This window comes from Agrobacterium sp. T29, from assembly GCF_006970545.1.
Classification (GTDB): Bacteria; Pseudomonadota; Alphaproteobacteria; order Rhizobiales; family Rhizobiaceae; genus Agrobacterium; species Agrobacterium leguminum.
In genome coordinates this window covers 1,519,683-1,544,034 of the sequence record NZ_CP040640.1, presented here as the reverse complement: position 1 = coordinate 1,544,034, position 24,352 = coordinate 1,519,683, and the positions used below count along the sequence as shown (strand labels likewise).

The 24,352-nt window shown below is 56.6% G+C and carries 23 protein-coding genes and 2 tRNA genes; 12 read left to right on the top strand and 13 right to left on the bottom strand.

Features of this window, described 5'->3' with window-relative positions; translation table 11 throughout:
- Window position 1: 1 nt before the first annotated feature.
- From FGF54_RS07825 to FGF54_RS07810, 5 genes are read right to left on the bottom strand one after another with little or no spacing between them, the layout of a single operon-like run.
- Window positions 2-1,846, bottom strand: a complete 1,845-nt coding sequence (locus tag FGF54_RS07825; RefSeq protein WP_142779369.1) for a TniQ family protein — start codon at window positions 1,844-1,846, stop codon at window positions 2-4.
- Window positions 1,846-2,835 carry an ATP-binding protein gene (locus FGF54_RS07820; RefSeq protein ID WP_142779368.1) on the bottom strand — a complete coding sequence of 330 codons (990 nt, stop codon included), beginning with the start codon at window positions 2,833-2,835 and terminating at the stop codon, window positions 1,846-1,848. The genes FGF54_RS07825 and FGF54_RS07820 overlap by 1 nt, the downstream gene beginning before the upstream one ends.
- A gap of 2 nt (window positions 2,836-2,837) precedes the next feature.
- On the bottom strand, window positions 2,838-4,130 hold the full coding sequence (locus FGF54_RS27500) for a Mu transposase C-terminal domain-containing protein (RefSeq protein ID WP_246666934.1): 1,293 nt from the start codon (window positions 4,128-4,130) through the stop codon (window positions 2,838-2,840).
- Window positions 4,127-5,062: a hypothetical protein gene (locus FGF54_RS27495; RefSeq protein ID WP_246666933.1), complete on the bottom strand. Its 936-nt coding sequence runs from the start codon at window positions 5,060-5,062 to the stop codon at window positions 4,127-4,129. The genes FGF54_RS27500 and FGF54_RS27495 overlap by 4 nt, the downstream gene beginning before the upstream one ends.
- Window positions 5,063-5,109: 47 nt before the next feature.
- Window positions 5,110-5,715, bottom strand: coding sequence for a hypothetical protein (locus tag FGF54_RS07810; RefSeq protein ID WP_246666932.1), 606 nt, complete (start codon window positions 5,713-5,715; stop codon window positions 5,110-5,112).
- Between the two features lie 648 nt (window positions 5,716-6,363).
- Here FGF54_RS07810 and FGF54_RS07805 point away from each other — a divergent pair.
- The 5 genes from FGF54_RS07805 to FGF54_RS07785 all read left to right on the top strand — a co-directional run bounded on the left by FGF54_RS07805 (window position 6,364) and on the right by FGF54_RS07785 (window position 12,199).
- Window positions 6,364-7,320 (top strand): ABC-three component system protein, encoded by a 957-nt coding sequence (locus FGF54_RS07805; protein ID WP_142779366.1) that lies wholly within the window; start codon window positions 6,364-6,366, stop codon window positions 7,318-7,320.
- Window positions 7,304-7,555: an ABC-three component system middle component 6 gene (locus tag FGF54_RS07800; RefSeq protein WP_142779365.1), complete on the top strand. Its 252-nt coding sequence runs from the start codon at window positions 7,304-7,306 to the stop codon at window positions 7,553-7,555. Before FGF54_RS07805 ends, FGF54_RS07800 begins: the two co-directional genes overlap by 17 nt.
- Window positions 7,552-9,312: a DUF2326 domain-containing protein gene (locus tag FGF54_RS07795; protein ID WP_246666931.1), complete on the top strand. Its 1,761-nt coding sequence runs from the start codon at window positions 7,552-7,554 to the stop codon at window positions 9,310-9,312. The genes FGF54_RS07800 and FGF54_RS07795 overlap by 4 nt, the downstream gene beginning before the upstream one ends.
- 251 nt (window positions 9,313-9,563) lie before the next feature.
- On the top strand, window positions 9,564-10,181 hold the full coding sequence (locus FGF54_RS07790) for a hypothetical protein (protein ID WP_142779364.1): 618 nt from the start codon (window positions 9,564-9,566) through the stop codon (window positions 10,179-10,181).
- Between the two features lie 44 nt (window positions 10,182-10,225).
- Window positions 10,226-12,199: an AAA family ATPase gene (locus FGF54_RS07785; protein ID WP_142779363.1), complete on the top strand. Its 1,974-nt coding sequence runs from the start codon at window positions 10,226-10,228 to the stop codon at window positions 12,197-12,199.
- On the opposite strand, the gene FGF54_RS07780 is transcribed toward FGF54_RS07785, so the two are convergent.
- On the bottom strand, window positions 12,155-12,730 hold the full coding sequence (locus FGF54_RS07780) for a type II toxin-antitoxin system VapC family toxin (RefSeq protein ID WP_142779362.1): 576 nt from the start codon (window positions 12,728-12,730) through the stop codon (window positions 12,155-12,157). The genes FGF54_RS07785 and FGF54_RS07780 overlap by 45 nt on opposite strands.
- Before the next feature lie 440 nt (window positions 12,731-13,170).
- Here FGF54_RS07780 and FGF54_RS07775 point away from each other — a divergent pair, with 440 nt between their 5' ends.
- Window positions 13,171-14,079, top strand: coding sequence for a three-Cys-motif partner protein TcmP (locus FGF54_RS07775; RefSeq protein WP_142779361.1), 909 nt, complete (start codon window positions 13,171-13,173; stop codon window positions 14,077-14,079).
- Here FGF54_RS07775 and FGF54_RS07770 read toward each other — a convergent pair.
- The gene (locus FGF54_RS07770) at window positions 14,040-14,789 is read right to left on the bottom strand and encodes a DUF5131 family protein (RefSeq protein ID WP_142779360.1); all 750 of its coding nucleotides are present in this window, start codon (window positions 14,787-14,789) and stop codon (window positions 14,040-14,042) included. The two genes, FGF54_RS07775 and FGF54_RS07770, sit on opposite strands and share 40 nt — an antisense overlap.
- A gap of 414 nt (window positions 14,790-15,203) precedes the next feature.
- Here FGF54_RS07770 and FGF54_RS07765 point away from each other — a divergent pair, with 414 nt between their 5' ends.
- On the top strand, window positions 15,204-16,739 hold the full coding sequence (locus tag FGF54_RS07765; RefSeq protein ID WP_210247412.1) for an AAA family ATPase: 1,536 nt from the start codon (window positions 15,204-15,206) through the stop codon (window positions 16,737-16,739).
- A gap of 53 nt (window positions 16,740-16,792) precedes the next feature.
- A complete protein-coding gene (locus FGF54_RS07760; protein WP_142779359.1) occupies window positions 16,793-17,617 on the top strand; it encodes an HNH endonuclease in 825 nt (274 codons plus the stop codon).
- Window positions 17,618-18,073: 456 nt separating this feature from the next.
- Here the strand turns inward: FGF54_RS07760 and FGF54_RS07755 are convergent.
- A tRNA-Arg gene (locus tag FGF54_RS07755) sits at window positions 18,074-18,150 on the bottom strand.
- A gap of 48 nt (window positions 18,151-18,198) precedes the next feature.
- On the bottom strand, window positions 18,199-18,504 hold the full coding sequence (locus FGF54_RS07750; RefSeq protein WP_003507982.1) for an ETC complex I subunit: 306 nt from the start codon (window positions 18,502-18,504) through the stop codon (window positions 18,199-18,201).
- A gap of 266 nt (window positions 18,505-18,770) precedes the next feature.
- Here FGF54_RS07750 and FGF54_RS07745 point away from each other — a divergent pair.
- Window positions 18,771-18,847, top strand: a tRNA-Pro gene (locus FGF54_RS07745).
- Window positions 18,848-18,900: 53 nt separating this feature from the next.
- Here FGF54_RS07745 and FGF54_RS07740 read toward each other — a convergent pair.
- The gene (locus tag FGF54_RS07740; RefSeq protein ID WP_142779358.1) at window positions 18,901-20,043 is read right to left on the bottom strand and encodes a ceramide glucosyltransferase; all 1,143 of its coding nucleotides are present in this window, start codon (window positions 20,041-20,043) and stop codon (window positions 18,901-18,903) included.
- Window positions 20,044-20,256: 213 nt separating this feature from the next.
- Window positions 20,257-20,526: a DUF982 domain-containing protein gene (locus FGF54_RS07730; RefSeq protein WP_035262940.1), complete on the bottom strand. Its 270-nt coding sequence runs from the start codon at window positions 20,524-20,526 to the stop codon at window positions 20,257-20,259.
- Window positions 20,527-20,739: 213 nt separating this feature from the next.
- Here FGF54_RS07730 and FGF54_RS07725 point away from each other — a divergent pair, with 213 nt between their 5' ends.
- A complete protein-coding gene (locus tag FGF54_RS07725; RefSeq protein ID WP_003522642.1) occupies window positions 20,740-20,988 on the top strand; it encodes a BON domain-containing protein in 249 nt (82 codons plus the stop codon).
- 60 nt (window positions 20,989-21,048) lie between these two features.
- On the opposite strand, the gene FGF54_RS07720 is transcribed toward FGF54_RS07725, so the two are convergent.
- Both FGF54_RS07720 and FGF54_RS07715 read right to left on the bottom strand, forming a co-directional pair.
- The gene (locus FGF54_RS07720) at window positions 21,049-21,531 is read right to left on the bottom strand and encodes a DUF192 domain-containing protein (RefSeq protein WP_003522641.1); all 483 of its coding nucleotides are present in this window, start codon (window positions 21,529-21,531) and stop codon (window positions 21,049-21,051) included.
- Window positions 21,531-22,109 carry a cold-shock protein gene (locus FGF54_RS07715; protein WP_004442353.1) on the bottom strand — a complete coding sequence of 193 codons (579 nt, stop codon included), beginning with the start codon at window positions 22,107-22,109 and terminating at the stop codon, window positions 21,531-21,533. Before FGF54_RS07715 ends, FGF54_RS07720 begins: the two co-directional genes overlap by 1 nt.
- Window positions 22,110-22,301: 192 nt before the next feature.
- On the opposite strand from FGF54_RS07715, the gene FGF54_RS07710 reads away from it, so the two are divergent.
- Both FGF54_RS07710 and FGF54_RS07700 read left to right on the top strand, forming a co-directional pair.
- Window positions 22,302-22,742 (top strand): VOC family protein, encoded by a 441-nt coding sequence (locus FGF54_RS07710; RefSeq protein WP_059760310.1) that lies wholly within the window; start codon window positions 22,302-22,304, stop codon window positions 22,740-22,742.
- 156 nt (window positions 22,743-22,898) lie between these two features.
- Complete coding sequence (locus FGF54_RS07700) at window positions 22,899-24,173, top strand: YcbK family protein (protein WP_168208032.1); 1,275 nt, start codon at window positions 22,899-22,901, stop codon at window positions 24,171-24,173.
- The last annotated feature ends 179 nt before the right edge of the window (window positions 24,174-24,352 follow it).

Genomic DNA, 24,352 nt, shown 5'->3' with positions numbered 1-24,352 from the left:
GCTAGAGACGAATGCCAGCCTGGATCAGGTCCGACCTTCTGTAGAAACGGGCGATGAATCCTTCGGGTTCGAAGATCGGCGAAAGGCCGGCGTCCTCCAATTCAACCTTGATTGCGGCCCTGTAACCTTGGCGAGATTTGGCGATCTCCGTCAGGGAAGCATGCGCCGCATGGAACTCTGCCAGGGACTGCCGCTCAATGAACTTCACAACATGCCCCGTTTCCCGGCGGACGGTCCGCTGACGGAGGTAACCACGCTTGATGAGGTCCGCGACCGTGATGGTCGTTGTGCCGAGCGCGAGTTCAGCCTCCTTGAGCCTCATTAGTTCGTCGTCGCCTCCCGCCAGGGGGGTGCCTTTTTTCTGCTCTTTTCGGGCCTCGGCAGACGCTGGGGTCGGTGAAGCAATATGGACCCGTTCGAAGATTGGTCCGTCGCCGGAAACGATGAACGCCTCGACACCTCCGTCCAAGACCATTTCCACAAGTCGGTTGAACGGCTGACGAAATGCAGGAGCCGCTGAAGCAAGCGGCACCAAACCCTCCGTGAATGGTACAACGGTCGATTTGCTCTCGAGAGATTGAACCAGAGCTTCCAACGCCCTCATCTCGATTCTTACGAAGGCTCGCTCGCCTTCGGCCCGCTTCTCGACTTGCGTGAGGACACCGACGCTCAAAAGCCCGTGTACCATTTCTTCGCTGACACCCAACACGTCTCCTGCCTCCCTGCTATTCAGCGTGTCGCGCGCCGCTTCCAGGATCGGCCGCAAGGCGGCAGCATCGAAGTATGTGGAGGCGTCAGAGAGGCCGTCACGAAAGTCAGGGTCGTTTGCCTTCATCAAGGCCCTGATCCGATCGTGGGTAAGACCGTACTCGGCGTGAGCAGAGCTCACACTGTGGAAGTGCCGCGTTTTGACGGGCTTGAAGATGGTCTGCCCCTCGCCGAACGGCATGTTGCGCTCGAGGATATCCTGCATGAGATCGATCACAGGCCCATACGCTTCCTTGACGAGGTTGCGGCGCAGCCACTTCACCATCGGCCCGAGAACCAACTCGACATACTGCGTTTTCGGGCGCTTATCATTGATGACTTTCCCGATGACGCGACGGATTTCACCTTCGCCCGCTACTGCGAGATTGAATCCCCATTCGCGAAGGTCGGTCTCGTCGTGCATCCACGCCTTGATGTCGTGAAGGACCAGGAAGTCACCGAGATATCGAGAGAGCTCGGCAGCGACGTGCGCGTCGAGCGCGTTGAGGAGGCCATCCCCGCCATCCAGGAATACCCGGTCTCGCAGATACGAATCCAGCCGAGGCTGGCGGCTCGGCACAGAACCCGCCGCGGCGTCCTCGATCAATCCGAGATTGGCATTCACGAACTGCGGGAAGTCGTGAACGTCGCCGGCGGCGTCCACTGCCACTTCCGTCAGTCGGCAGCCGTGAACCGAGCATCCTTCGATCCCGCGAATGGTCCACCACGCACGGCGATAGGCGCGGGACGCCAAACGTCCCTCCTCTCTTTTTCGGTCTTCCAGCACGCATTGGGCGCAGAAACGATGCCTTCGGCCCAGCCGCATGTCCTTGCTGAGGGTTGCGCAGCCCATCTGCCAGGTGCCGCCCGCCCCAGACGCCCTCGTCGCCAGTTTCCCTAGCGTAGCGACTGGCACCGCAGCCCACTCGTTGACCAGCGACAGGGCATCCGTCTCGCCATGAACGATGGCATTGGCCGTGGTACCCGTATGCGCGAGAAAGTCCCGCAGCGACGGGTATCCGTTGGCGGTAGCAAGACGAGCGACCAGATCGATCGCCGCCTCGTCGTCATGATGGAGAAGCGTTACGGGTAGAACCATTACTTGCCTCCCTTGCCAGCGGTAGCCAAGTCGGCCAGCGCGTTGCCGGGATCGATTTCGCTCCAGCGCGCGGCGGTGAACACGTTATCGCTCGGAAGGCAACCACTGTCACGCTGGTAGTTGTGGGCGAAGGCGCGGCGATCCACAGTACCCTTTCCCTTATGCATGACGAGGAAGCACGCCGCCTGAACTGCCTCGATGATCTTCCCGTAGCACCCGCTGTTGGCGGCGCACAGGCGGCCGAGGAAGTCGTCGGTGCGGAGCTCATCGGTTAGGTTAAGTCCGCACTTGCCTTCCACGATGTCGGCCAATACCTGCGCGATGCTGGCCTTGTCGCCGGGCAGGCTCAGAGGAATGAAGCGCATGACCATCGAACGGTTGGCCAACTGCTGATCCCCCGTAAGCAGTTCCGCGAGTTCCGGCATTCCGGAATAGATCGTGTGCAACGGCCAGTCCTCGATCTGCATCAGGCTCTTGAGGCGATCCTGGAGGTCGAGGATCGCGCGGCTGCTGCTGTGGCGCAGCAAGTGCTGGGCTTCGTCCACGTGAAGATAGATGATCCCGCGCTCGCGCAACTGGGCCTTCACGGTCGCGAAGAGCTGGCCCTCCGTCATCTTGGCCTTCGACGGCACTCCGATCGCATCCAGGATCGCCATGGCGAAGTCTTTCGTCGTGCACGGCTTCGGTGCCTCGATGCTCAGCAGCGGACGGACAGTCTCGCCGAACTCGTTCTTCCACGGTTGGAATTCGGGGATACGGCTGAAGTGATGGCGCAATGCGAAGGACTTACCGCTGCCCGAGGCCCCGATGAGGAACAACGCACGCCGGCGCGATCCCACGCCACGGCAGCAAGCCTCCACGTTCTCGACCAGGTCGCGCAGCATCGTTCCCAACCGCGTGTCGCGTGCGTGTTCGATGTAGCCGCTGTAGACTTCAGCCTTCTTGTCGGCGATCGCGTCGAAAGCGATGACGTTCGTAGCGTTTTCCATACTCAGTACTCCTCGTAGTAGTTGTCAGTGGTTTCGGTGGGTGTGGGCGTCTCGGTCGGCGTCTGGTCAACGGCGGCGGCACGCTTCTTCTTCCGCGCATCGCGTTCGCGTTCGACGTGGAATTCGGGGATCAGACGGGAATCGGATACCGATCCCTCGCGGAGAGGGTCCGCGGGAAGCGCGAAGGCTTGCGTCAGGGTCGGCGTGTCCGCCGCCTTCACGGCGACCCACGCGCCGAACAGTTCAGCCTCGAGGGCCTCATAGTGTTCGGCCGTCATGTTGCGCGGGGTAAGGTTCGCACGCAGCGCCGCTGCCCTGCCGCTCTCGGCGAGACGGTTGATGGTACGGTACATCGCCGCCAGACCTGCCTCCGCCTCCGCGGCGTGTTGCGTCCGCAGGTCAGCGCGGGCGACAATCCACTCGGCCAGCGTCAGGTTGCGCGCGATACCGACCTTGTTCTCGACGACGAACCAGCCCTTGTCGCCGCGAACCGCAATGTGTTCGAGGTTTTCGGGATCAACCTTGATCTCGAACTCCATCTGTCCGAACTTGGTGCGCTGACGATGCAGTTCCTCGTTGGCGTACGGGATGCCCATGAATGGGATGCCGTATTGTCCGATGCGGCGTTTGAACTTCGTACCGAAGACATGCAGCATGAATTCGGGGTCTTGGCTCGGGAACTCGATGTCATGTTCCTGGGTCGCCCTGACCCAGGCGTTATGCGGAGACGCCCCACCAAGGCCACTGTGCGGCTTGTTGTGGTAGATGTCGCAGATTGCCAGGGTGAAGAGCTGGATCATCTCGTCGACCTGCAGGCTGATCCGATGTTCCGGATTGTAGTCACCCTTCTCGGCGATCGACCCGAACGTTCTGCCGTCGAAGAACGACGCGATCAGCGGCCCGATGGAGTGGAACAGGCTCTCGATGAAGGGACGAGCTTTAGGATTGCCCGCCTGGGGCCGGTTAAAGGTGATCTTCGCCGCGCGCATGATGCCTTCGACAAGCGCGTTGGCGAATTCCTTGCCATTGTCGCTGAAGATGTTGCGCGGCTGGACCATTCCAATCCACGGCGTCTCCGCCCCGACGAAGTCAGAAATGTGCCGCTTCTCGGACATGATCATACGGATGGCCGCCGCTGCCGAAACGGCGTTCGGGTTGACGCTCGCCCTGAACGCAAGAATGTAGCGCGTGGCAACATCAATTGCCGCCACGAACCAGATGCGCTTACCGACCACCGCCTCTTTATACGATGGCGGAAGGATGTCCCACATCCCGGTTTCAACGAACAGGGTCATGAGATCGACGTTCCAGAAGTCGATCTCATGCGCTCGCCGACGAACAACGCGGGGATGCCTCCTCTCTTCGACATCCCGAAGCGCTTGAGCGCCGAGGCACGACCGTGGCGGCCGTCCCATTTGTCGAACTCGTCGAACTTGGAGATCATCGTCTCGAACTTGTGACGCGTGACCTTCAGGAGCGGTGTGGCGCGCTCTGCGTTCACCTTCTCCAGTGCGGCCAGATAGTCACGGTAGACCTTAGCCATCGTGGGCTTGCGGTCCGTCATGTAGTTGAGGGCTTGCTTGTGGGCGAATGCCGTTGAATCCGCGTCAACCTTGCGAAGGTGCAGGCCAGGACCATGATGGCGGTGGACGATCCCGAGGACTTCGCCGCCGCAGGCGTGATAACGCTTGTAGTCGCGCCGGAACGTCTTCACCGACGGCGTCGGAAAGGTCTTTACTTCGACCATCGCGTCGGCGCGGACGTCAGCGTCCTCGTCATCGAGACCTAGCATCTCGGCGATGATTTCCCTGCGCCAGGCTCTGAGCTTCGCCTCGAACTTCTCCTTCGACCATCGCGGCTTTTTGCCGAGCGTCAGCCATTCTGCATCGAAACGCTTGATGAGCTTCTCACGAAACAGCGCGAGATCGCGGCGCTTACCGACAACGTCTGAGAACGTGTTGTCGCCGAAAATCGCGCGCAGACGCTGGTTTTCAGGATCGTTGTAGCCATAGCGGATTTTGGCGGCTCCGCCGACGAGTTTCGAATAGACCTCGCCATGCACCAAGAAGCGTTCGTCGCTGGCGTTCGCCTCGTTGCTAAAGGTCCACCCCTCGGCGTCTCGTTTCTTGGGTTTCCAGTTGACGTCGCTTTCGGTGAAGCGGTCCGCATGGCGCATCCGGACGATGGCGTGGTGGAAGAGGCTCGGCTTGTGGAAGTCAGTCAGCATCGCAGGCTCCTTGTAGGGCGATCGGAAGTCGGGGTGATGGGTTGGGGTTATCGGCGGACCATCAGCATGGTCAGATCGTCGATCCGGCCGGGTGTCTCCGTCAGAAGGACACACTCATCGATCAGCAACAGGAGCGCCGTGCGACGAGCCGCCCGGTTCTCGCCCCCACGGAGAAGTTCACCGAAGCGAAAGGGGCCATGAAACTTCTGGACGGCTTCAAAAGCTCGGTCGTATTCGGCGTCGACACGCATTCGACGGGCGCGCAGGATGCGTTCGGCGTTTTCATAAGCACCGTATGTCGCCTCCCGTTCGGTCATGAGACGGATGTCGTGAACCGCGCCAGGCGTCGTCGAGCCGTTCCGGTTCTTCCGGAGGAAGCCTTCCGCCTTGATACGCTTCAGCAGGTCCGCCATTGCATCCGACTTGCGGGCGTGTTTCACCGCGACGGCTACAATCTCGCCGTCGTTGAAAACCACGCAGAAGTCACAGATATGCTCTCGCCACACTCCGTCGGCATCGCGATACAGCAGCACCGGGAATTGCGAGTAGATGGCCTTCACGTCCTTGCGGAGCTGGATGACCTTAGAAACCCGGCGCTCGAGGTCGCTCTCGTGATAGACGACCGTTTCCTTGAAGATTGAGAAACCGCGCAAAGTCTTGGCGTGCGTAGCCGGAGGCTTTCGCACGGCGCGTTCGGCTACCGGTTCGTTCCAGAACTTGGTTTCAGTCGTCGTTCCGACGATGATGCCGCGTTATACCAGAGTCCCCGGAATCGGACGTGCCGTTCTCCGCCTTGCGGTTGGCATAACTGAAGGTGCAAGGCTGGATTGGAGGCATGCTCAGGAAGCCGAGACCTGCCTTATGAAGCGCGATATGTTTGGAAACCTGACGTGCAAAATGCATGAAGCCCTCCTTAGGCTCGAACACGATGACGACATACGGTGCTTCCAGACGGGATGATCCGTCCGAATGATCACTTTGTTCGTATGCCTATCTCGTTCATGCCTGGCTCCTTAGGTCAGTTATTTCCCAATACCGATTTTTTCGGCGTTGCATAGAGTATCAGAGCCGGATTGGGGCATTTTGTGCCCCGGATTGGTGCACATCGTTGATCTTGGTTAATGGGAGCCTGCAAATCTCTTATAGGGACTTGTCGGCAACGTTCACCGATTTCCTCCGACAAGGCAGAAGCTGCCGCGTCCAGCTCTTATTCGACCTTGTTTCACCTCGATAACGATGTGCAAACCATTCCCTGACAACCTATGGTCACAGTTAGGGATGGCGATTCGGGGTCTTGGATTATGGAGGTAGATAAGGGCGGATACTGGGAATTCCTACTCGGTGCAAAGCTTAGGATGACCCACGGCGACGGATTTCAAGCGCTGTTCAATGATTTCATGCTACGAGTGCACGGGGATGGTTTCACCCCTGTCAAACCCCACGGCTCACAGGGTGACGGGGGCATGGACGGTGCACTCGGGAACGATGTATTCCAGTGTTATGGTGCTGAAAACGGTCATGTGATCAATGCCGCCCGGGTCTGCAAAAAAATGACCGCAGACTTCAATCGCGCGTGTGAGACCACGCCTTCGATGGAGAGATGGTTTTTCGCGCACAATCTGGTTGATGGCGTTTCTCGGCCGCTAGTAGACTCTCTTGAGCAGATCAAGACGCGTGCGGCAAAGATCAACGTTGAAGCCGGGTTCTTCGGCTTGCATAGCTTTCGGCAACTGCTGAAGAAAATGACCGAGGAGGATCGCGCTGCGGTTCTCGGTGTACGTGCTCAAGATGATTTGATGCTGGCCCGCCTTCCTGCTGCGGTTAACAACCTCATTTCGGCGTTGATGGAGGAAATCAAGCCGATTATGGAGACCTACACGAGTCGTTCCCGGGTGCCACGAGATAAGCTCACGCTGAACAACATCTCCAGACATTGGACGTATCAGTTTGAATATTTTCTGATGTTCTCCCCAATTTCGAGAGCGGTCATGCGTCGCCTCGGCGGAGAAAAGCAAAGTTTGTTGCTCCCTTCTTTTTTTCGTCTCCGGTACGAAGAATTGAAGCATGAGGGGATGACATCGAGTCAAATTCTAAACACGATGAAAGCATTGTTGGCCGGAAACGTCAGAAATCTCGACGACGATCTGAGGGAGTTTGCCGCTATGACAATTCTCGCGGACCTTTTTGAATCGTGCGTCATTTTTGAAGAAACTCGGCAGGAAGCCAATCAGGACGAAATTTATGATCTTGCCGACTAAATACCTTACCGCCGATCGCTCACTGATCGTTGTCGGAGCCGAGATCATCAAAGTCCTTACCGAAACGCCGCGATCAGTCAGTGAGGTTTGGGAACGCGTCACCGCGTCGAGAACACCTAATGCCGCGCCCCTGACGTATGATTGGTTTTTGCTCGCCATAACCCTCCTGTATGCTATCGGCACGCTCGATATGCGCAACGGACTTCTGGCGATTGTGTCCGGGGCCAAGCAATGATTATCGCTCTAGGCAGTTCGATCGAGGGGTTCAAAACTCTCAATTTTCACAAGGGCCTGAACATCCTCCTCGCCGAGCAGGAGACAAATTCGGAAGAGACTAAGACCCGCAACAGTTCGGGGAAATCCAGCGTCTTAGAACTGATCCATTTTCTCCTCGGCGGCTCAATCCGCAACTCCGTGGTCAAGGCCCAAGCACTGCACGAACACTCGTTCTGGGGCGAGTTTGACATCAATGGGATAACATTTCGCGTCGAACGGCGAGTTTCCGATCCCAAGAGCGTTCAGGTAGTTGCAAGTGACATGCGCGGTCTGGTCTACGAGGGCGATCTACTGGGTAATGCGACGGCAACAAATCAAGCATGGTGTGACTGGTTGGGTCATATCGTTTTCGGACTCCCCGCGAACACTGTCGGCACTCCTTTCAACCTGCCGCACGCCCCTACCTTCCGATCGATGTTTCCATACTTTGCCCGGCGTCGCGACGACATTGGCTTTCAATATCCCGAAAAATTCGCCGCCAAAAACCAGACCGATGGCAGTGCGCAGATTGCTCTCTCCTATCTACTCGGCCTGGATTGGCTTCTCGCCCGGGATTTTGAACTGGAGCGCGGGGAAAAGCGCGATCTGGCTGCTCAGAGGAAGAGGATAAAGGCGCGACGTTCCGAAAATTTGGACACGTCATCGGCAATCCAATCAGCGATGACACTTGCAGCGCACGAAGCCGAAGTCCAACGAGCGCGGATTGCCTCCTTCCAGGTTGCGGAACATTACGAGGAAATGATCGCGGAGGCATCGCAAGCCAAAAACTTGCTCGAAAAGCTTAGTGTCGAAGCTGCCTCGCTCAAGAGTTCGCTGGATTTTATCGAGGAGAGTCTTGAAGCGGAAAAACCCGGGGATGGCGAGGCAATCGCGGCGTTGTACCGAGCGGTAGGCACGGAACTGCCAGGTAGTGTGGTGAAGTCTTTCGAGGACATAGCCGACTTCCATCAGTCGGTGGCGGACAATCGGCGCTTCCACCTTTCCTCTCAGTTGGATGCGATCCGCCGCCGCATCTCCGCGGTAACGGTTGAGATGAATACTGCCCGTGCGCGCAGGGATGAAATCCTTCGCGACCTCAAGGGAAAGGGAGCGTTCAGCGATCTGGCTGCCATGCAGAAGGTAGCCGCCGAGAAGTCCGAAAAACATGCTCGGCTTCAGACCCAATACGAAGAGGCTCTTGAGGTCGAGGCGGGTCGCGCAGCAAGGAAAATCCAGGAGAGCAACCTTCTAGCCCGCCTGCAGAATGACCTGCGAACCCGTGAGGCGACCGTAAGCGCCATGGTGCTTGCCGTGATGGAAGCAAAGAAGGCTCTATACGCCGACAGAGGCGCGTCCTTTGAGGTTCAGGCTACTGTGAACGGGCCGCACTTCAGGGTGAATATCGACGGTTCCCGCAGTGGCGGTATCGCCAACATGGAAATCTTCTGCTTCGATTACGCGCTCTATAAACTGACAACGGCACGCCTCGGCGGTCCAGGCTTCCTCATCCACGACAGCCACCTCTTCGATCCTGTAGATAGTAGGCAGATCGCCACCGCCATCCAACTTGGGTCTGGTCTCGTTGACGATGTCGGTGGACAGTACATTGTTATGCTGAACACCGACATGTTTGATCGCCTGCCTTTCGACGATGACTTTGACGTAAAGTCAAAAATCATGAACGTTAGGCTGGATGATACTGATCGCGGCGGATTGTTCGGATTTCGGTTCAAATAGGTATGCCTCGTGTTCGGGGCAGGCACGCTTGTAAATGATTGCGTTTGGCCGGAGGCGTGAACCTTCTTCCCAAGAGCGACTAGGATATTGTTTGACATTTTCACCTAAGTCATTGTTAGAAGTTGACATTGCCAAATTTGTTCTCTAATTGTTCTCGCATGAAAAATCTTACCCGCCTCATACGAATAGGTTGATCTCCGCTTGCCGTGTTCCCCACGGCGACGATCAACCATTTTTGTCGAGGTCTCCGAATGGGTATCGCACAGCGCGCGAAGATGCTTCGCGCAAACCGTAATTCAGCTTCCATCCGAACATTCCATCCAGCGGCTACTGTCAAATGTGATGGTCCACCAGTCTTCCGATCACAGGCGGCGCGTGATGCTGCATGTCTGTTCGACTTCAACCCATCGATCACGTCATGGAACTGCATGCCGCTCTCGCTCGATTATGGTGTTGGTGTCCATGTCCCTGATTTTGGTATCCTAGACGATGATGGCGGGCGCTTGTTAGTCGATGCGTCCGACAGGGTGATGCCGGTCGACGTAGGCAGGATCGAGGCCGCAGCCCAAAATCATGGCGTCAGATATCGACGCCTGGTCACCGATGAAGTCTACGATGGTCCGCGTCTTCAGAATGCCAAAGACCTGCTTAGGTATGGCGGTACGGTTCTAGCGCTCGGTGACCGTTTGCGGTTACTCGCCGTCTTGGAAGAGCACGGCAATCTGACGATTGCCGAATGCCTGACAGTTTTTACCGAAACCAAGCCAGTTGCCGGACTGGCCCAGATGATCTTGCGCGGTTTCGTCGAAGTCGATCTCGATACGGAATTACTCGGCCCCGAGACAATGGTGCGGCGGATACGGACCTGACCGCCCGTAATCGTCATCATCATTCCCAGTGTTCCGAGGCATACATGCAGTCTTATAGCGATAACCTGATCGCCAATCGCGATCCGTTCCAGAGCTCGAAATACGAGCTTACCCTGCCGACTCATCTAGCCATCATCGCAATGTCGAGGTCGATCCGCCAGTTCCTGAAAAGGCGATCGTCGTTCGTGGCAGCTTTCGTCATGCCGCCGAAGGCAGACATCCATGCCCACAAGATGGCCGCCAAATGGTTGCTTGAGGGGACCGTTCCGGTTGGTGGCGAGCATGGCAACAACTACGTTCTCGTCATCGGCGAAGAGACTGAACTTGCCGACGATTTCCAGGCGTTCAGAAAACTGCGAGAGCTCAAGCGAGCGATCATTCTCCTTCAAGACGAAGACCTTCTGTCTGACGAGGTCCGCATCGTCGCTGATATCGTGGTCTCTTTGGCCCCACCGACTCCGAACGATTATCGGATCGCGGCGCAGCGGATGAGGCTCGGGACTATCACGAGTTCCGATGCCGATTTTTTGGCGAAGCAATCTCCCAAACGGGTCGAACTCGGTTGGCGGCGCGGACGATCCGTGGCTGCGAGCATCGGACGTCTCCGTCGGTATCCTCATATCGAGGAAGGAAAGCGTCCCTCTGACCCCTCGTCGACGGGGCCGACCTTGCACGACCTATCCGGATACGGTGAGGCTAAAGCCTGGGGCCTCGAACTTGCCGAAGACCTGGCCGCATGGAAAGCGGGTGACCTTGGGTGGGACGCCGTCGATCGCGGCGTCCTGCTTTCGGGTCCTCCGGGGTCGGGCAAGACGTCCTATGCGGCAGCTCTGGCAAGAACCTGTAACGTTCCCCTGATCCTCGGGTCGGCAGCTAGATGGCAGGCGACGGGTCACCTCGGCGATATGCTGAAGGCAATGCGCAAGGCATTTGCCGAGGCTGCGCGGCAGGCACCGTCGATCCTTCTGATTGATGAATTCGATAGTTTCACCAGCCGCGACGACAGAACAGGCAGTAGCAACGACAACTACCATCGACAGGTGATCAACGCCCTTCTGGAGCTTTTGGACGGCGCACAGTCACACGAGGGCGTTATCGTGATCGGTGCGACGAACAACCCGGAGATTATCGATCCGGCGCTTCTTCGGGCAGGCCGCCTGGAACGCCATTTCGCCATTCCTCTTCCGGATGAAGCGGCACGCAATGACATTTACCGTTTCTACCTCCGAGGAGACCTTGCCAACGAAGCGCTAGACGACGTGGTGTCGGCAAGCGACGGCTGGTCTGGTGCCGACATCGAACGGTGTGTCCGTGACGCCCGTCGCTACGCGCGACGCGCGAAACGACAGATGGTTCTTACTGATCTCATCGCGGCATTGCCGCCCGTTGTGCCGATCCCGATGGCGGTACTGCGCTGCGTCGCTGCCCACGAACTCGGACATGCTATTCTGGGTGTTCTTCTTGAGGCCGATCCGTTAGTGTCGGTCTCGATCGAGAAAGCCATTCAGACTGATAGCCGATCACGATCCCTGGGTTACACGGCGTTCGAGGAGCGGCTGTTCAGTCGAAAGACTTCGACGTATTTCCGAAACAAGATCGCCACGCTTCTGGGTGGTATCGCAGCCGAAGAAGTGTTGTTCGGGGAATTCGGTAGTGGTGCTGGTGGCGATCCATCGGCCGACCTCAATCGGGCAACTGATCTGGCGACGATGATGGAAACGAGGTGGGGTCTTGGGAAAACGCTGTCTGTCGAACCTGGCGACAGTCCACGTGAATTGTCGGCATTCCGTCACCGCCGGAAGGCTCTCAGCAAATCAGTCGAGGCAACATTGCAGGCGGAGTTTCGGCGGGCGAAATCCCTGCTCGAAGAACATAGGGATGCCCTTCTTAATCTTCATGCCGGTCTTTTGCGGGAGGGCAGTTTGGCCGCCGCGGTGGTCAGAGCTGCCGTAGAAAGGAGCGAGAGCTTCGGTCTACCTCATAAAGCCAAAACCGCTGGATACGAACTCGGGCAATGAAGGTGGCGTCATTCCGTAATCGTTGTTGGATATCACAGCGTGGCATGGAACGTGCCAATGAACTTCAACGGGGTGAAAAACGCCTGGCAACGGGAAGTACCTGTCGATCAGGATGAAATCTTTCACGTTGAACGACGCGATCGGCATCTGATGGGTGATCGACAGAGCCGCGAACAGGAGATCGTGTCCGATCTTATCCTTCTTCTGCTCTGGACTTGGCACATATAGATGTCGGAGGGGTCCGACGGTGGTCATTTCGGCATAGAGATTGGCGGCTTTAGCTGTGAGTTCGGCGAACTGGAAGTTCACGGAGAGGATGTCATCAATCCAGTTGTGGAGTCGTTGCGCTTTTTGTGGATCGTGCTTCAAGGCCAGATGGGCACCCCGCCTCAACTCTGCTATAGCGGGGAACGAGATGGCGAGTGAATCTGCTCCCATGGCTTTCATCCAGGCACGCAACCCTGGCGGAGGTCGTTGCAAACCGGCATTGCTCAGGATGTTCGTATCCAGCAAAAAAATGGGGCCTGCCATTTCGAAACCCTCGGACGTAAACAGAATCACCAAAGGTCGTAACCGGCATGTGCCGGTTTTCCGTAAACGTCGAAGTATAGAAGTCGTAATTCGAAAATTGGAGAGACGGTGACGATGTCACGAACCTGGACGATCGATGAAGCATCTGCCGACCTGCCGAGCCTTCTGGAAGCGGCACGCACGTCGTCGCAATACATCATTGTCCCCGATGGCAAGTTCGAGGTTTCGTTCAGACAAACAGGGCGGAAATCCCTAGACGATATCTTGGATAAGGAAGGGCCGTTGAAGTCACGGGATATCGACGGTCTATAGTACAGGATGACTATAGCGCCGTAATGGTGGGGTAGTCTCGTGAAGAGCTAGGTTCCGTCATCCTCTGAACATTGACTAAGCATGATCATTCGCGAAATCTATGTCTAATATCGCGAAGGTGATTCTTGATGTCGAGGAACGATTTGAGCGGAACTAAGCATTATTTTGGAAGTTCCGAGACAGAGCGGAAACTGGACTGTCTTCGGCGATATCTCGAAGCATATTCGATCGCTCTTCAAAACAAGAAATTTTATCGTCTCTATATCGATGCTTTTGCAGGTACTGGGAGCCGGACTGAAACACGAGCTGTTCTGCCGTTTATGGGTGATGGAGAGCCATCTGTTATCGAAGTCACGACCCCTGGAAGTGCCCGTATCGCCCTTGAGACAAAACCGGGATTCCACCATGTGGTCTTAATCGAGAAAGACCCCGTGAAAATTGATGCTCTCAATAGCGTGCTTAGTGAGTACCCGGGAAACAGGGCGTGGGTTCGAGCAGGAGACGCCAATCAAATTGTTCAGAGAATTTGTGGACGATTTCAAGACGAGAAGAGGCTCCGAGGTGTAATCTTTCTCGACCCTTACGGCATGGAAGTCGCTTGGGAAACAGTCGAAGCAATTGCGAACACGGAAGCGTTGGACTGTTGGTACTTTTTTCCGCTGTCGGGATTGTACCGCAATGCCCCTAAGGATGCCGACCGATTTGATGATGGAAAAATCACAGCTCTGAACCGCGTTTTTGGTACGGACGCCTGGCGAAAGGACTGGTATGAGGTCGGCCCTCAAACAGATATGTTCGGTAGACTCGATGAAAGACGAATTGTGACCGTGGATCGCATCGAGGAATGGGTGAGGCTTCGGCTGAAAAGCGTATTCAAGGGCGACGTTTTGAGGCCTATGCGTTTACACCATCCAAATGGTGCACCAATGGCGTCTCTTTTCTTCGCAATCTCCAACCCAAATAGGGCAGCGGTGAAATTGGCAACTGATATTGCGGCTCATATTCTAAAGCTGGGCATTTCATCCCAGGTTCGTTGACGGTAAATGCGACCAGCCGCCTTTTTATTTTTCCCGCCCCATTGTTTGAAGAAGAACGCGGTACTTGCTGCCCCGCACATGGAAAAAATTTCATCTATCCATTTCGGGTCCATAGGCCGCGCTTGGGGCCCGGATTCTCCACCGACAATAGCCCAGTGAATCCCCTGCAGGTCACCGCCGGATACTGATCCGATCAAGGGTTCAAAGGACACAAACTTAATACGGGCAGGCACTCGGCGGAGATCATCAATGCGGTGTAAAACTCGATTGTCTTCTACACTCGTACCAAGCCAGACGTTGGGGAGAACATCAAAATCCTCATTCAAAACGGCAGCCATTCGGTCTGGACGCTTCGTCAATATTTGGAAAGTGTGCCGCTTGGAACGCGCCATCGCATCCCAGACCTTACGAATGAAGGCGACTGGGACGTCCGGATGAAATAGATCAGACATTGAATTTACAAAAACATTGCGTGGGCGCGCCCAAGTCTCGGGTATCAAAAGAGCTGACTCATCCAGATACAAATCGCCTGTCCATTTCGCGCGACCGCCACTTTTGCGCGTTAGACCTTTGTACTTCTCCAGACCCATTGCCTCGAGACGAGCCGCCATTCGCATTGCGTAGCAGTTCGTACAGCCAGCACTCATGATCGAGCATCCAGCCACGGGATTCCAAGTTGCGTCAGTCCACTCGATTGATGTGTCGGCCATGCGCTCCATCCGATTTTGCGAAACTGTTTAAACTAAAGTGGTTGAGAGACAGTTTAGCAGCTTGGTAGCCATTATTCCCTGCAAAGCAGACAAGAAGATGTTCTGCCTCCAATAGACCGCTCGCTTTATCGACGGTGGGGATCCAAGACATTGGGCTGCCCTGAACGACGATGCTCGCCGATATTTTGTTAAGGTCATTGTCACCCAATTTCCAACAAATCACTTCGTCAATTCGACATTGTTCAAGCGTTCCGGTTTGCAACATTAGCAAGATACTAAGGCTTCAACGAAGCGATACCGGCCAAGTCTGTTGAGGTCGAATTCCGGTTCGAGAACCTTGAAATTTAGCGGTACTACCGACTTGGATTTGCCGCAGAGGTTGTGATACGAGTTACCTAAACAGGGGGGCGTACTGTGTATTTCACCGTAATCTCGAGAGCTTCAGACGTTCCATCTCAAGGTGTGAACCAAGCCTTCCTTCGAATTGATCATTGGAATGACTATAGTTTTGTAACGATGTTCGATGTCACGTTGTTTGACGAACACGGAATCGCGCATGAACTTGGTGCTGTAAAAATTGGATTTGCTGGACAGACGACCTCCCAAAGCACCTATAGTACACTTCCCTCGCAGTTCTCTTCCTTGAGTGAAGCATATTTCTCCCTTGGAACGGACGTCGAATACTACCGAGTGTTGAGCGAGAAGGTCTCAGATGTCTGTCGGACCGCTTATTTGAGTCAGCTCAACGACATCGCGCGCGATGATCAAGCTATGGCTAGAGCGGAGAAGGAGGAGGTATTAAGGGTATCGCTTCTTCGGTACACGGGCATATCTGCCGTCAACGCGCAGTTTAAGCGTGTGTTGCACGGACATGCGCCTCTAAGCAGTTTCGACTTCGTATACCAACGTCCGCAAACCGATAAGTACGCGGCGGTCAACATCGATTTCAAAGTACATGCGAATTCGAGACCTAGCACGAACATTCATGCCGTGATTGGCCGTAATGGGGTCGGGAAGACCACACTTCTAAACGACATGATAATCTCGATTATGGGCGGCCGTGGTGCGCTTGGTGGTTTCCGGCAAGCTGATCCCTTCGGGATGCACGACCCAATCGGTCGCGACTTCTTCTCAAATCTCGTTTCGGTGTCATTCAGCGCTTTCGACCCTTTTGAGCCACCTCAGGATCGTGAGAACACTGATCTGGGAACTCGATACTCCTACATCGGGTTAAAGGATCAGAAACGACCGGAGACGCTGAAGACCATTCCTGCGCTTCGGCTGGAGTGCCTAAAGTCGTTGGGGGAGTGCTTTGCCGATCCCAGAAAACGACAACGGTGGCTCGCGGCGATCTTGACCTTAGGGTCAGATGAAAATTTTGCTCAGATGGCTCTTTGGGAACTGACATCAATGCCCGACGGGCAATGGCAACTACAGGCGAATTGGTTCGTCGAGCGCATGAGCGCAGGCCATGCGATTGTGCTGCTCACGATCACAAAGCTCGTTGCTCGGGTGGACGAAAAAACCCTTGTTCTACTGGATGAGCCAGAAAGCCACCTCCATCCACCATTACTATCCGCGTTCACGCGAGCGCTCAGCGAGCTACTCCATAGCCGCAATGGAGTAGCCATAATAGCGACCCACTCCCCAGTGGTCCTACAGGAAGTGCCGAGTTCGTGCGTGACGATCATTACTCGCTCGCGCCTGTCTCTGTCCTCAATCCGTCCGCCAATAGAAACTTTCGGTGAAAACGTCGGAGTTTTGACGCGCGAGGTTTTTGGCCTCGAGGTCTCCAAATCCGGCTTTCACACAGTGCTTCAAGCGGAGGTCGACCGCGGGGAAAGTTATGAAGATGTTGTCGCGAACTATTCTGGTCAGCTCGGGATGGAAGCCAAGGGAATTTTGAGAGCGATGGAACTCAACGCCAAGGACGGCGAACGCCAGCAATGAGAAGGATAGCTGCACCTCACCATGTCGCCCTGGAGGTTTTCGAGTCTTGCATCGTGGAAGCTCGCGTCGCGGTAAACCAACAAAAGTACCGTGACAATCAGCAGCATATCGTTTCTGCGATTGGGGACTATGGAGCAGCTTCCCAAGCATTCACCTGGTGCGGATTGCCACGCGTGCCTCGCGGAAATGAAGGTCAAATTGTTGCGGGGACTCTCTCAAAGAAAGACATGACCGATCTGTACTCTATTGCGATGGTCTCGTCTTCCGGAGAAGCCCGACGAGTTTACGACGAGATCATGGTCCGGGCAAACGGCAGATGTCCATTTTGTGGGGGAATCGGCCAAACGTCTACCTTGGATCATTTTCTCCCTAAAGCCAATTTCCCGTTGTTCTCAGTACTTCCATCGAATTTGGTTCCATGCTGTAAAGACTGCAACACGGGCAAGAGCAGCTCATTCGGAACGCAGGCCCACGAGCAGCCGCTCCACCCCTATTTTGATGCTGCCAAATTTTTCGAGCAACGTTGGGTTCATGGACAGCTTCATAGAAGTGACCCTGTCTCTATATCGTATTTCGCAGCCCCGCCGGAGGACTGGACGCCTTTAGAACGGGCGAGAGCCTTCGCCCATTTCGTCGACTACAAGCTCGCTGGCCGATTTGGAATTCAAGCGGGAGCGGAACTCGCTAAAGTCGTTGATCAACGGAAACGAAGTCTCCGCCGCCTTCAGGCTGCGGATTTTCGGGACTACCTGATGGACGGAGCAACGACAAACTCTTCCGACCTCAATGGGTGGAACAGGACTCTATATGCCACGCTAGCAGCCACGGCGTGGTTCTGCGAAGCTGACTTCAATGACCCTTCATCTTATCTGCCTTGATACTGATCCAATGCAGTTGACGTGGTTCCCGCAAGGTAAGTCGGAATTCATGTGATGCCTAACCCGACGGGCTTATCTAGTGTCCGCGTTGTCCATTCTCACGTAGATATGGTCGCAGGTCAGGTTCGCGGTAAGAAAAATTCCGGTGAGAGTAGACCCATCTCGGGACCAGGTGCATGCTCTTTTTCCGAGGGTGGACAGAGCCACCGCGGGCCCAATGCCTCACCAAAGATAATACGTTTGGCCTGATAAAGCAGCAAGCTCGAGAGCGCCTGCATCTACATAAAGCAAAACGGTAACGACTGCTCAAGGCGGAATTATTCAGTCGGAAAATCTACGGGATTGAAAATGCCCAAATCAAACACAGCAAAACGCCCCGATCAGTCAGCGCAGGGACAAACCAAACCCGCGAAATCACTTGCGATAATCCGGACGTATCTGGCGTTGCAGAAAAGATGGCGACCCCTGCAGGACTCGAACCTGCGACCTACTGCTTAGAAGGCAGTTGCTCTATCCAGTTGAGCTAAGGGGCCGTCATGCCGGGCAATCGATACTCCGGCAAAAACTTTGATCGTCGTGTTTCAGTGCGTCCAGGGCTGGGTGCGGTTGAAACGGAAATTGTCGGTGTAGGAAACCACCTTGCGGGTCGCTTCCTTCGGCTGGATGACGCGGTATTCGATGCCCTTGCGCTGGGCATAGGCTTCGGCCTGTTCCTGCGTCTCGAATGTCAGCTTGAGCTGCTGCTTCATGTCGGAACTGGAGGTGTAGCCCATGATTGGATCGATCTTGCGCGGAACCTCGGCGTCGAATTCCAGAACCCAGACATTGGTTTTCGCCTTGCCGGATTGCATGGCGGTTTTTGCAGGGCGGTAAATCTTCGCAGACATGTCGAAACTGCTCCGGTTGGACAGCGGGGCGAAACGCCCCGAATTATTCATCACGTACCTGAATAGAATAACCAAATCGTGTCAGGAACGTTGAATTTGAAATGGACTGACTTCAGGTGAGAGTCAAGACGATTATCCCCTTGCCGTCCGATCGCGCGCTGCCGTTTCGAGGTTACGTTTTGCTCATCGGGGCCGTTGCTGAACAAAGATGAATTTCCCTGTTGCGGACTGCGGGTGAACCGTGTATTCCCCAGCCATCGCCTCGGCGGAGTGTAGCGCAGTCTGGTAGCGCATCTGGTTTGGGACCAGAGGGTCGGGAGTTCGAATCTCTCCACTCCGACCATTTTAAAGCAAAACATCAGCTTTCCGGCGTAACTTCTTCCAAATAGCCGTGATTTATTCCGCGGACGGACCGGCCAGGGTGCTCTCCGCCGTGCCGATCGTCATGACATTGCCGCGCCATGCCACCGCGCTGCCGATCCAGCTTCGCGCCCAGACGATGGGCATGATCACGTCCCGGGCGATCATTGCCGGCAGCGTATGGAGCGATATCGGCCAGCGGTTAAGGGCCGCGAGCGCAAGTTCCGGCACGTACATGAGGGCGAGGACGGCAAAGGCGGTTGCGGCGAGGTTTACATCCATCATGGCGGCGGCGGCGAGCGCAAAGAGAAGCGGGGGAAGCGCGCCGGTGAGGATTTCCGGCGCGAAATATTGCGGGAAGGTCACGCGTCGCAGCCGCGCCCAGCGGGTCTGGCGCGACCATATCTCGCCGGCATGGCGCTGGCCGAGCGGCTGTTCGAAGGGGGCGCAGACCAGATGCACCTTGCGGCCGGCGCTTCGCACCAGCTTCGTCGAGGCGGCGTCTTCTGCGATTTCAGCAGCCAGCGCGCGAATACCGCCATTGTCTTCCAGAAACGGCTTGTTCCACAACATCGACTTGCCCTGTGCGAAACCCATGCCGATGGCTTCCGCCGCATATTGCCAGCGGCCCTGCGAGCCGTTGAGGAAGGCGCATTCCACATGCGCCCAGAAACCCGTAGGCCGGGAGCCGAGCGGCGGCGAGCAGACGAGCCCGCTATCCTGCCGCCAGGCCGACATCATGGTCGCAATATAGGATTTCGGCATCAACACGTTCGAATCGGCCAGAATCACCCATTCATGCCGGGCGGCCCGCCAGCCCTTGACGCAATTGTTCAGTTTCGGATTGGCGCTGATGCGGTCATCGCCAATGAGCAATTGCATGGAAACCGAGGGGAAGGCGGCTTGCGCTTTGCGAACTTCCTCGATCACCGGATCGAATTCATCGGCGACGCAGAACAGCAACTCATAATCGGGCCAGTTGAGTTCGAAGGCGCGCGACAGCGTCAGGGGCGTGAAGTTCTCCACGCCGCGCAGCGGTACCACGAGCGAGACAGGCGGCTTTTGCCGGACGAGATCGTTTTCCGCGTCCCGTCTCGTCAGTCGCCAGCCGGCCAGAACGATGCCGAGAAGATTGAAGCCGAGGAGCAGAATTGCGCAAAGGGCAAAGACAGTTTCCATGCTGGCCAGTTCCACTCCCAAGCTTTTGGCGGTCTGCGCGCCAATCGATTCCATGGAATTCGTCTCTGCCGATTATAACGTTTGCGTGACAGTTACATGTCATCATCGGCCGGTGTGCAGGCTGCGCCGTGTATGGAAGCGTCGCAGAAGCCACGCGCAAAAGAAAAAGCCCTCCGCACGGAAGGGCCCAATCGTCATGACGGTCGATGAATTTTAGTGGACGTTCAGGATATGGGCATGACTGCTTGCGACGAGAAACGATTCCCGTGCTTTCTCGATGTCGCATCTGCCAGCGATGGCATCGAGGCAGTTCCTGCGCGCCTCTTCATATTCCGGCCCGTGTTCCTCGGGCCAACGGTACATCAGCATGTCCAGCGCCACCAGCGGGCTGTAGATTTCCACGGCGACGCACAGCGGCAGGTGGATCGCCACCGGCTTCATCCACGAGGCGTGGTGACACGGCTCCGTTCTGTTAATCAGCATGTCATTCTCCTCCCTGTTTTACCTGCCTTGAAGGTCTTTCATTCTCCCATGCGCGAAATGCCCGCCTCACGAAATGGTTCCCGATCACCTAAAATGTGATCGATCAGGGGGTTCCAATTTTCCAAGATGAATGGAAGATGAACAAATAGATGAACCGGAGATGAACAAAACCGCCCTCAGGGCGTTGTTATGTCCATAAGAAGGAGAACGCATATGTTCAATTTGTCAGGCATTCAGGAAAGCTTCTTCGGAGACCGCATGGCCGGCGTATGCCAGGCAATCACGTCGGCTCTGGCCTTCGAATCGGGTCTCGAGAAGTCGCGCATTTCCGCAACCGTCGAAAATGATGTGATCTATCTGGAAGGCACGGCCGATTCGGTCGAGGCGATCGACATTGCCATCAACCTTGCCGCTTCCATTTCCAATTGCCGGATTTTGAGCCATATCGAGCCGGTCTACTGAATATTGCGCCAGCCGGGCGAAAGCTCGTCCGGCTCATTCAGACGCAATAACGCGGCAACGTCATTTCCGGTTGCCGATTTGCGCGCTGCGAACCATATCGCCCGGCTTGATGCCATAGCGTTTCGCAGTGCCGCCATTCAGTTCAAGCACAAATTTTACTGGCCCGCGGGAGCTGATGATCGCTTCCGAATGCGGAACCGCGTTTTCGTGAATATGGGTAATACGGCCGTCACGGCCAATGAAAAGCATGTCGAGCGGAATAAGCGTGTTCCGCATCCACATGGCGACGTCACGCGGCTCACCGAAGTCGAACAGCATGCCGTTTTCAAGCGGCATGCTCTTGCGGAACATCAGGCCCTGTTCGCGCTGGGCGTTGTTCAGCGCCAGTTCGGCAGTGAAATCGTGGTTCTTTCCCCCGGCGGTTTCAATTTGCAGCGGTTCGGAGGTGAATGTCTGCTGTTGCTGGGCCTGGGCGGCGGCGGCCAGCGTGAAAAAAAGAAGCGCCATAACGGCGCTTTTCACCATATGGGGCAGGGCGGACATCAATGCGACATCCCGATGGAAACCGGGTTGTCGGGGTGGATTTCCGCCGCCATCAGGCCCTTGTCGCCATCGCCGTAACGCACCAGCACCACCTGGCCGGGGCGAAGCTCCGTCAGGCCGAAACGGCGCAGGGTTTCCATATGCACGAAAATGTCTTCCGTTCCTTCGCCGCGCGTCAGGAAGCCGAAACCCTTTGTGCGGTTGAACCATTTGACGATGGCGCGCTCAAGCCCGCTCGAAGGCGTTACCTGCACATGGGTGCGCACCGGCGGCAGCTGCGAGGGGTGAACGGCGGTCGACTGGTCCATGGACAGGATGCGGAATGCCTGGAAACCGCGGTCGCGCCGCTGGATGAGGGCGACGATGCGCGTACCTTCAAGAATTGTCTGGTAACCGTCGCGGCGCAGGCAGGAGACGTGCAGCAGCACATCCTGCGTGCCGTTGTCGGGCACGATGAAGCCGAAACCCTTGGCGACATCGAACCACTTCACGACGCCGGTAATTTCGGTCAGGTCCACGGCATCGCCCGAAAGGTCCTCGACATCGACTATCGTTTTCGATGACATCCTATCAGCCATATCCTGCCAACCCCTCGATTACGCGCCATACACCGGTCAACTGATTCCTGTGCGCCAGATTAACATCTTGGTAACGGTTTCACGCAAGCCCTAGTTTTTGATTTACGCAGCTGCTTTTATGTCGCCGTCCTTGTCCGGGGCTTGCCATCGTGCGTTTAACGGCTTCGGACCCGTGTAATGGAGAGGAAGAAAATGCGGTATCTGCACACAATGGTTCGCGTCAAAGACCTTGGCGAATCACTGAAATTCTATGGCGACCTGCTGGGTCTTGAGGAAATACGCCGAATCGAGAACGAAAAAGGCCGATTCACTCTGGTGTTTCTTGCGGCGCGTGATGACATTGCTGCGGCGAAGGAAAACAAGGCGCCGTGCCTCGAACTCACCTATAACTGGGATACCGAGGATTATACCGGCGGCCGCAACTTCGGCCATCTGGCTTACGAGGTCGACAATATCTACGATTTCTGTGCCCGGCTTCAGCAGAACGGCATCGTCATCAACCGGCCGCCGCGTGACGGACACATGGCCTTCGTGCGCTCGCCGGATGGTATTTCCTTCGAAATTCTGCAGAAGGGCGAAAGCCTCGCACCAGCCGAACCGTGGATATCTATGCAGAATACCGGTTCCTGGTAGGGATTTTCCGGTGAGCAGCGGCGTTTTCGGGTGCTCTTGCCTTGTCCCGAGGGGATGAGGCATAGTCCGCGAATCGAAACGGCCAGTCCCGTTTTGGGGAAGCACACGCGCCCGTTCCCGTGCTGCTGTTGGAAATGCAAGATACGGAGGCCACCCATGAAAACTGTCGAGAGCGCGAAAGGACGTCTGGTCCGTCAGCGTCTCGTCATCGCGGTTTCGCTGCTCGGGCTTTCCGGATGCGTTTCGGCGGTGACCGACGATGAGATGGCGGCGGCGACCAAAAAGCCGGAGATTTCCGCACAACAGAAGCCGCAGACCGCCGCTTCAACTGCTGCGGCTGGCGCGCAACAGGGACATTATGTGGATCCGGCCGTGGCATCGGCGGCCGGAGCGGCCGCGCCAGCCCAGCCGCAGGCATCGGGCGGCCCGGTGCAGGCCTATGGCACCGCTCCCGATATCGGCGGATTGACGACGCAGCCAACGGCGATCTCCGCAGGGACGACAAGCATTTATTCCACCGCATCCGCAGTAGCAGCGCCCGTCGGTGCCGCAGGGGCGCTGGGCACGGCCGCCGCTGCGGGCGCTTCTTCCCAGAGAATCGTTCCGGCCGTCAGCAGCGTCTATTCGGCGCCGGTGCAGGCGGCGCAGCCGCAACCGGTGGCAGCGCCGGCTCAGGTCCCGCCAGCCGCACAGGTGCCGGCGGAACAGCACAGCGAAAATCGTCAGCCGGTTCCCGTACCCGTGCCGCAATCGGCATCGGAACAGCTCGCGGCTGTTGCCGCGCAACCAGCCAAGGACGCCAGGGCGGCGGGCGAGGGGCAGGAAAGCGAGGGTAAGGGCGTAACGCTTGCGGCATTTTTCGCCGGTGCGGCCAAAAAGCGCCTGCCGAAAATGATTGAAAGCGGCACGGCCGGCAATACGCAGGTCGCCGCATTGCCCGGCGTTTCGGACGGGACGATGGGCATCGCCCTTTCCGGCCGCTCAATGATGTCCGACGAATTCGACGACGCCCATCTCGATGAAGAGGATGACCAGCCGACCGGCCTGATGAAGCTCGCGTCGCTCTCCGGCCTCACCCGCGTCGCTCCGAACGGGCTTTTCCTGCAGACGGACCGTGTCGAAGTCGGCTGTTTCAAGCCGGAACTGGTGCGGATGATCAAGGATGTGGAGCGCCACTATAACAGCCCGGCGATCGTCACCTCGGGCTATCGTCCGCCGAAGGGCATAAGGCAGGGCTCCAAGCACTACACCTGCGATGCCGCCGACATCCAGATCAAGGGCGTCTCCAAATGGGAGCTTGCCACCTATCTGCGTTCCCTGCCGGAACGCGGTGGCGTCGGCACCTATTGCCACACCGAATCGGTCCATATGGACACGGGCGAGCCAAGAGACTGGAACTGGCGCTGCCGCCGTACTGCCGCGCGCAAATGATCTCCTGATTGGATTTGCGGGAATATTAAATCCCATGATTTCCGGGGCTGAGACTTCGGCCTGAGGAACTATCCCGATCGATTGAAACGACTGCCCGGTCATGCCGGGATGCTGGCGCGTGAGCCGGTGATCCTTATCGCGACGGCTGTTCTAAAACCCGGGTTTGCGGCGGATATCGC